Source organism: Ochrobactrum sp. P6BSIII, from assembly GCF_014138065.1.
GTDB lineage: Bacteria > Pseudomonadota > Alphaproteobacteria > Rhizobiales > Rhizobiaceae > Brucella.
In genome coordinates, this window is the sequence record NZ_JACGXB010000001.1 from 509,225 (window position 1) to 516,418 (window position 7,194).

The window sequence follows — 7,194 nt, forward strand, 5'->3', positions numbered from 1 at the left end:
CAATCCTCGTTTCACTCCGGTCGGATTATGCTTTAGTCCTCGACAAAGTCCGGAATTGGTGGCTTCCTCCTTTTTCTAAGGAGACATCCCATGAGCCTCGACGTCTGGCTGGCATTCACCGCTGCATCTATCGTGCTTCTGATCATTCCGGGGCCGACAGTTCTGCTCGTCGTTTCCTACGCGCTTGGACAGGGCTGGAAGACGGCTTTCCCGATGGCGGTGGGTGTGGCGCTTGGCGATTTCACGGCCATGACCCTGTCGATGTTAGGCGTCGGCGCGCTGCTCGCGGCTTCTGCAACTGTGTTCACGGCGGTCAAATGGATTGGTGCAGCCTATCTCGTCTGGCTGGGCATCAAGCTGTTCCGGGCAGGCGGCGCGATGAACGCCAAGGCGCGGCATGACAAGGTGCATCCGGCAAAGATGCTGGTTCACGCCTGGCTGGTGACGGCTCTCAACCCAAAGAGTATTACTTTCTTCGTGGCGTTTTTGCCGCAGTTTCTCAGCCCGCATCGGGATTTCCTGACCCAGATGTTGGTTTTTGAGAGCACGTTTCTGGTGCTCGCCTTCCTCAATGCCTTCGCTTATGCGCTGACAGCAGCGCGGGCGCGGCGCTTCTTTGCCAGCGAGCGGGCCTTGCGGATTTTCAATCGTGCCGGCGGAACCCTGCTGATCGGCGCTGGTGTGGCGACCGCGACGATCCGGTCAAGCTGAGGTAAAACCGGCGCGCTTCAGCCGTACAATCGCGAGATCGAGCGCCGACAGAAAGGCCGAACGGTCCTTCGGCGAAAATGGCGCCGGGCCGCCGGTGATTTCTCCGGCGGAACGTAACGAATCCATCAGATTGCGTGTCGCGAGCGTGTTGCCGATGGTGCTCTGTGTGTGAACGCGCCCATTGGGCGCGATGACCGATGCGCCCTTTTCAAGTGAGCGGCTAGCAAGCGGAATATCGGCGGTGATGACGATTGCCCCCGGATGTGCATTTTCGGCGATCCAGTCGTCCGCCGCATCCAGCTTGTCCGAAACGACAACCCGTTCCACCCGTTCGGCATCGCGCGGGATTGCCACGTGACTGTTGGCAACCAGCACCACCGGAAGGTTGTGACGCTCGGCGACGCGGTAGATTTCAGCCTTCACCGGGCAGGCATCGGCGTCGACAAGAATGCGGATCGTATTGGTTTCAGCGGTCATCCGTTCTCCATAAAAGGACCGGCGCCTTTTGGCAAATTGAACGCTGCAATCAGATTTATGCGATAGGCGTTTCTAGCGAAGCGGTATATGGCGGGCCAAAATAAGAGAGTTTGTCATGGCCGCCCGTTTCTTCCCCATCATGTTTGTTCTGCTCTGGGCCACTGGCTTTATCGGGGCCGGGCTGTCCATGCCCTATGCGGAACCCTTCACTTTCATGGCGGTGCGGTTCTCCATTGCGGCAGTCATCATGACGCTCTGGGCGCTGGCAAGCAGGGCTGCGTGGCCGAAGGGGGCAACGCTGGTTCATGCAGCCATCGCTGGTTGTCTGATCCATGGCGCTTATCTCTCGGCACTGTTCTGGGCCGTGCATCACGGTCTACCTGCTGGCATGTCGGGCCTCGTCGCCGGTCTGCAGCCCATGCTCACAACGCTGATCGCCGCCATGCTTCTCGGGGAAAGAGCAAGCGGACGTCAGTGGGCGGGACTACTGATCGGTTTTCTTGGCGTGGCCATGGTCGTCTGGCCGAAGTTTTCCGCTGGTAGCGGCGTCGACCCGAAAAGCCTTGCCGCAGCTTTTTTTGCGGTGTTGGCCATCAGCACGGGCACGGTCTGGCAGAAGCGTTTTGGAACGACCGGCGATTTGAAGACAGGCACTGCCGTTCAGTATATCGCCGCCGCTACGCTGACTGCTATCTGTGCCTTTGCGTTCGAAACCCGGGTGATGATCTGGTCGCCGCAGCTCATTTTCGCGCTGGTCTGGCTGACGCTGGCGATTTCCATCGGTGCGATTCTGGCGCTTTTGGTGATGATCCGCGAGGGTGCGATGTCGAAAGTCGCATCGCTGTTTTATCTCGTGCCGGGCACAGCGGCGATCATGGCCTATCTGATTTTTGGCGAGACGCTCGGTCCGATCCAGATTGCAGGCATGGTCGTCACCACGCTTGGCGTGGCCCTGACGACGATGAAGCGCTGATTATTCGACGATCAAATCCGGCTGCTGCTCGCGTTTGCGGAAATTCATGATTGCGGCGTTGATTTCTGCGCCGATGATGAAGATAGCCGACAGCATATAGAGGAAAACGATAGCCACCATGATCGAGGCAAGGCCCGCATAGGTGGAAACATAATTGGCAAAAGTCTCCAGATATTTTGCGAAGGCGGTTGCCGAGGCAAGCCAGGCAAGAAGCGTGATGATGATGCCGGGCAGGATATCGCCAAGGCTGCGGCGACCGGCAGGCAGCCAGATATGCACCATGAACAGCGCCAGCACCAGAACCGCCACGGCGACACTATAGCGCCAGAACGCGATAGTGCCGGTGAAGGGTGCAATGTCGGGAAACCATTGTTCGGCAATGCGCACGGCGAGCGGTGCGAGAACCAGCAGGAAGCTGATTGCCATCAGGCTGAGAGTGCCGACCAGAACGAAACCCAGGCTTTGCAGGCGGCAGAAGATGATCGAGCGCTGGTCGGTGACGCGATAGGCGCGGTTGAGCGCGATGCGCAGCGCCTCCACGCCATTGGAGGCAAAGTACGCAGCGGCGATCACACTGAGGGTCAGAAGCCCCCGGCGCTGAACCGTCAGAACATTGGTCACTTCATTGGCGATGGGGGCCGCGATATTCGACGGCCACATGTCGAAAATGACATGGACCGCCGTTTGAGCAAATTCCTTGGTGCCGAGAAAGCTGGCCAGCGAAGTTGCGAAGATCAGGAAAGGAAACAGCGCCATCAGGCCCGACAGGGCGATGTGACTGGCAAAAGCCCAGCCGTCGTCCGAACTGAAATGACCAAGCACATCATAGGTAATCTGACGGAGAAAACGTCTGACTTTTCGCATCCGCAGATTTTACCCCTTCGATCCTTGGCTCAAGTTTCAGACACTTAAATCTAGCATCACCTGTCAGATTGCAAGGGTTGCGCCGTTTTAAAGCCCTTGCGAATCAAGCACTGTGGATGAAACGCGGTGGCAGGACAGGACGAAATGGCTGAGGAACACGCAAATCGCAGCATCATCATAACCGGCTGTTCTTCCGGCATTGGCGCTTATTGCGCGGAAGCCTTGCATCGTCGTGGATGGCAGGTATTTGCCACCGCTCGCAAGGAACAGGATATCGCCGCTCTGCAAGCCAAAGGCATGGCGGCCTATTATCTTGATTATGCCGAGCCGGACTCCATTGCTGCTCTTGCCGATGAAGTGTTGCGCAAGACGGATGGCAGGCTGGGTGCGTTGTTCAATAATGGTGCTTATGCCCAGCCGGGCGCGGTCGAGGATTTGCCGGTGGAAGCGCTTCGCGCCCAGTTCGAAGCCAATTTCTTCGGCTGGCATGATCTGACGCGACGGGTGGTGCCCGTCATGCGCGGGCAGGGGCACGGGCGCATCGTTCATTGTTCGTCGATATTGGGGCTGGTGCCGATGAAATGGCGCGGCGCTTATGTCGCGTCCAAATTCGCCATTGAAGGGCTGATGCTGGCGCAGCGTATGGAGCTTGAAGGCTCCGGTGTGGAGGTTTCGCTGATCGAACCGGGGCCGATTGCATCGCAATTCACCTATAATGCCGCCCGGCATGCGCAGGCCAATATCGATCTGGAAGCTTCCGTGCATCGCGAACTTTATCAGCGCCAGATGGCCAAGCTGACAAGCGGCGGCACCAAATCGAAGAACAAGCTTGGACCGGAAGCCGTCTATGATGTACTGCTTCACGCATTGGAGGCGCCGCGTCCACGTCCGCACTATGCGGTAACGAGACCGGCGAAACTGGGAATTCTGGCGCGCCGCCTGATGCCGTCGCGCTGGCTGTACCGGATGCTGTCCGATCAGTCTTGAAAAACAAGGGGCTGCGGATGATGGGAAGGGAACAAGATGGACGTTGTGTTCAAAGGCGCAGCCATGGTGGCCATGCTCGCCGTTGCGATTGTGTTGATCATTGGCCTGCGCAATATGATGCGCGGTGGTGATGCCAATTTTTCCAACAAGATGATGCAGTTACGCGTATTCCTGCAGTTCATCGCAATCGTTCTGATCGTGGGCGCAATTTATTTCGCGCGGCACACTGGCGGACAGTAAGCCATGGTCAAGCTCAACAAAATTTACACGCGCACCGGCGATGACGGCACCACTGGCCTTGCCAGCGGCCCGCGCCGTCTGAAGTCCGATCTGCGTGTGGAAGCCTATGGCACGGTGGATGAAGCCAATGCCTGCATCGGCATGGCGCGGATTCATACCGGCGAATATGCTGAAATCGACGCGATGCTCTCGCGCATCCAGAACGATCTTTTCGATCTCGGGGCCGATCTTTCGACGCCCGATGACGGCAAGCCGCTGGCTTATGAACCGCTGCGCATCATTGCGTCGCAGGTCGCGCGCGTGGAAGCGGATATCGATGGTCTCAACGCCAGTCTCCAGCCATTGCGCTCTTTCATTTTGCCGGGCGGCTCGGCGGCATCGGCAGCACTTCATCTGGCGCGCACGGTTTCACGCCGCGCCGAGCGCCTGATGGTGGCGCTGGCGAAGATTGAGGGCGAGGTGGTGTCGCCGGAGGCTCTGCAATATATCAACCGCCTCTCGGATTTTCTCTTCGTCGCCTCCCGCGCCGTCAATGACAACGGCGCGAAAGACGTGCTCTGGGTGCCAGGCGTAAATCGGTAGTCAGACGCCCCGTTTGTTGCCCCAGATCAGCACATGCAACTGGGGCAGCACATGCGCTTCGAACCAGCGGTCTGCTATCACCGCGTCCACCAGCCATTCCATGCGGCGCATGATGCCGTCAATGTCGATCAGCGCATCATCTGCTTCTGGCGGTGGCGGCGTGTGATTGCCGGGCTGGAGATAGACCGGCAGCTGGGGATGACGCGCCGAGACATGCTTTGCGAAGGCATAATCGGCATCATCGAAGATCACGAATTTCAGCACCACACGCGGCTTCGGTCCTGCCGCTTCGACACAGGCCGCCAGCGCATCGGGATCAAATTCCATTTCGCTTGACGGTGGTTTGGGGCTAAGCACCAACGTGTCCAGCGCCGAAAACCAGTCCTTGGCGATAGAGCCTTGGGTTTCCAGCGCAAAGCGATAACCCTCCACCTTGCCATGGGCGATGAGAGGTCCAAGAGGTTGTATCGCCGGATTGCCGCCAGAAAGTGACACTGTTAACGGCTTATTTCCCGAAAGTGTCGTCACTTCATGCCAGATGGCTTCGATACCCATAGGCTTCCATTCATGGCGAAAGCGGCTTTCGACCGCGTGCAGGCTGTCGCACCATGCGCAACGGTAGTCGCAGCCGCCTGTGCGCACGAAGACAGTCGGCTCGCCGATGAGCACGCCTTCGCCTTGAATGGTGGGGCCGAAAATCTCGCTGATGCGGATTTCGGATGCCGGTTTCATTGCTTTACACTTGGACGATATTCCGCCCATGTTTTTGGCGTTTCACTCACCCGCACGGCCGAAATTTCCGGCCAGCGCGAATGGCACCAGTCGAAGAAATGCTTTGCCAGCGTTTCGGCTGTGGTGTGTCCATGACCCAGCACATCGTTGAGATGCCGGTGATCGAAAGCGTCGTCAATATAGTGTTTGAACGGCGCCAGCTCGTGATAGTCGCGCACGAAGCCATGTCCGTTTAGACCGGCGGCGGAAAGCTCCACTTCAACGATGTAATTATGCCCGTGCAGGCGCGCGCATTGATGATCGGCAGGTAGCCCGGTCAACTGGTGTGATGCAGAGAAATGAAACTCCTTGGTGATGCGAAACATCAGGCGTTCCTCCGCTCAACGGCTTCGCGCCAGAAATCGGCATCCTCATAGACGGTTGGGTCTGCGACGCCTGCGAGGTGAAATGCCTCGCGACGCTCAACACAGGTGCCGCAGCGACCGCAATGGTGTTCGCCGCCCTTGTAGCAGGACCATGTCGCCTCGAAAGGCGTGTCGTGTCTTGCACCATCGGTGACGATATCGGCCTTGGATGCACGCACATAGGGTGCCAGCAGCTTGATATCGGCATAGCCGTCCAGCGCATGATTCTGCATGGTCTGGAAGGCGTCGACGAAGCCGGGACGGCAATCGGGATAGATGAAATGATCGCCGCCATGGACGGCCAGCGCCACCGCGTCGGCCTTTTGTGCGGCGGCCACACCAAAGGCAATCGCCAGCATGATGGCGTTGCGATTGGGTACGACGGTGATCTTCATCGTCTCTTCGGCATAGTGACCGTCCGGAACATCGATAGCATCAGTCAGTGCCGAGCCGGTGAGGCTGGCGCCGATGGTGCGGATATCGATAATCTGGTGCGGAACGCCGAGCCGTTCGGCGCAGGCTCTGGCTGAATCCAGTTCCTTCTTATGCCGCTGGCCGTAATCGAAGGAGAGAAGGGCAGTGAGTTCAAGTTCCGCTGCGATTCTATGCGCAAGCGAAACGGAGTCGAGTCCGCCGGAGCAGACGACAAGCGTTTTCATAGTCAGGGTTCCTTGTTTTGACCGGGTAGGCTGCGACCGGTTAGTGCGGAGCGTGTCGTAAAGCAGGATGACGCCTTTGTAAACGCCACAGATAAGGGAACAGAAGGCACGATGAGGGATGTCGCAATCTGAGAATGAAGTTCTGTCAGAATAAATGGATATTAATCGATATAGATTGCCGAGGCTGATTGACGTGCACGTCAGGCGTCTTTACGTTTCCCGCCGATTTCTAATAGGAAGCGCCGTGGCTAAAGGCTTTGTCACAGTGCTTTTTTCGGAGCCGCTTCCATGTCGGATTCCCGTCGGAATCTGACATGCGGGCGGTGTTTCATGGCGGCATAGTCGTGCCGCAGGATTCATTGAAGAGGTGGTCGCGGATGAAAGTCCTTGTCGCAGTAAAACGTGTCGTCGATTACAATGTTAAGATCCGTGTTAAGGGCGACGGATCAGGCGTTGAGCTTTCGAATGTGAAGATGTCGATGAATCCGTTCGACGAGATTGCGGTTGAAGAGGCGATCCGCCTGAAGGAAGCTGGCAAGGTCACGGAGATTGTGGTTGTATCGGT

At 57.7% G+C, this 7,194-nt stretch carries 10 protein-coding genes and 1 pseudogene; 6 read left to right on the forward strand and 5 right to left on the reverse strand.

All coding sequences use genetic code 11. From position 1 onward, the window contains the following. Nucleotides 1–90 precede the first annotated feature (90 nt). Nucleotides 91–711, forward strand: coding sequence for a LysE family translocator (locus FHW00_RS02335; RefSeq protein WP_078337507.1), 621 nt, complete (start codon nt 91–93; stop codon nt 709–711). On the opposite strand, the gene FHW00_RS02340 is transcribed toward FHW00_RS02335, so the two are convergent. Continuing rightward, on the reverse strand, nt 703–1,188 hold the full coding sequence (locus FHW00_RS02340) for a YaiI/YqxD family protein (RefSeq protein WP_078337506.1): 486 nt from the start codon (nt 1,186–1,188) through the stop codon (nt 703–705). The two genes, FHW00_RS02335 and FHW00_RS02340, sit on opposite strands and share 9 nt — an antisense overlap. A 115-nt stretch (nt 1,189–1,303) precedes the next feature. Between FHW00_RS02340 and FHW00_RS02345 the strand changes: the two genes are divergently transcribed. Continuing rightward, nucleotides 1,304–2,161, forward strand: a complete 858-nt coding sequence (locus tag FHW00_RS02345) for a DMT family transporter (RefSeq protein WP_078337505.1) — start codon at nt 1,304–1,306, stop codon at nt 2,159–2,161. Here the strand turns inward: FHW00_RS02345 and FHW00_RS02350 are convergent, their stop codons facing one another. After that, entirely contained in the window at nt 2,162–3,025 is an 864-nt protein-coding gene (locus FHW00_RS02350) for a YihY/virulence factor BrkB family protein (protein WP_113533790.1), read from the reverse strand. It lies immediately after the preceding gene. Between the two features lie 144 nt (nt 3,026–3,169). Here FHW00_RS02350 and FHW00_RS02355 point away from each other — a divergent pair, with 144 nt between their 5' ends. The 3 genes from FHW00_RS02355 to FHW00_RS02365 are packed head-to-tail and all read left to right on the forward strand — an operon-like array spanning nt 3,170 to nt 4,834. Continuing rightward, the gene (locus FHW00_RS02355) at nt 3,170–4,012 is read left to right on the forward strand and encodes an SDR family oxidoreductase (RefSeq protein WP_078337808.1); all 843 of its coding nucleotides are present in this window, start codon (nt 3,170–3,172) and stop codon (nt 4,010–4,012) included. Nucleotides 4,013–4,048: 36 nt separating this feature from the next. After that, nucleotides 4,049–4,252 carry a twin transmembrane helix small protein gene (locus tag FHW00_RS02360; RefSeq protein ID WP_078337504.1) on the forward strand — a complete coding sequence of 68 codons (204 nt, stop codon included), beginning with the start codon at nt 4,049–4,051 and terminating at the stop codon, nt 4,250–4,252. Nucleotides 4,253–4,255: 3 nt separating this feature from the next. Further along, the gene (locus tag FHW00_RS02365; RefSeq protein ID WP_078337503.1) at nt 4,256–4,834 is read left to right on the forward strand and encodes a cob(I)yrinic acid a,c-diamide adenosyltransferase; all 579 of its coding nucleotides are present in this window, start codon (nt 4,256–4,258) and stop codon (nt 4,832–4,834) included. On the opposite strand, the gene queE is transcribed toward FHW00_RS02365, so the two are convergent. Genes queE through queC form a run of 3 tightly spaced genes read right to left on the reverse strand, consistent with a single transcriptional unit; the run spans nt 4,835 to nt 6,629 of the window. Then, the gene (queE, locus tag FHW00_RS02370) at nt 4,835–5,566 is read right to left on the reverse strand and encodes a 7-carboxy-7-deazaguanine synthase QueE (RefSeq protein WP_113533791.1); all 732 of its coding nucleotides are present in this window, start codon (nt 5,564–5,566) and stop codon (nt 4,835–4,837) included. It lies immediately after the preceding gene. After that, nucleotides 5,563–5,931 carry a 6-carboxytetrahydropterin synthase QueD gene (queD, locus tag FHW00_RS02375; RefSeq protein WP_078337501.1) on the reverse strand — a complete coding sequence of 123 codons (369 nt, stop codon included), beginning with the start codon at nt 5,929–5,931 and terminating at the stop codon, nt 5,563–5,565. The genes queE and queD overlap by 4 nt, the downstream gene beginning before the upstream one ends. Continuing rightward, the gene (queC, locus tag FHW00_RS02380) at nt 5,931–6,629 is read right to left on the reverse strand and encodes a 7-cyano-7-deazaguanine synthase QueC (protein ID WP_078337500.1); all 699 of its coding nucleotides are present in this window, start codon (nt 6,627–6,629) and stop codon (nt 5,931–5,933) included. The genes queD and queC overlap by 1 nt, the downstream gene beginning before the upstream one ends. A gap of 377 nt (nt 6,630–7,006) precedes the next feature. On the opposite strand from queC, the pseudogene FHW00_RS02385 reads away from it, so the two are divergent. Further along, a pseudogene (locus FHW00_RS02385) lies at nt 7,007–7,194 on the forward strand (electron transfer flavoprotein subunit beta/FixA family protein); the annotation flags it as partial.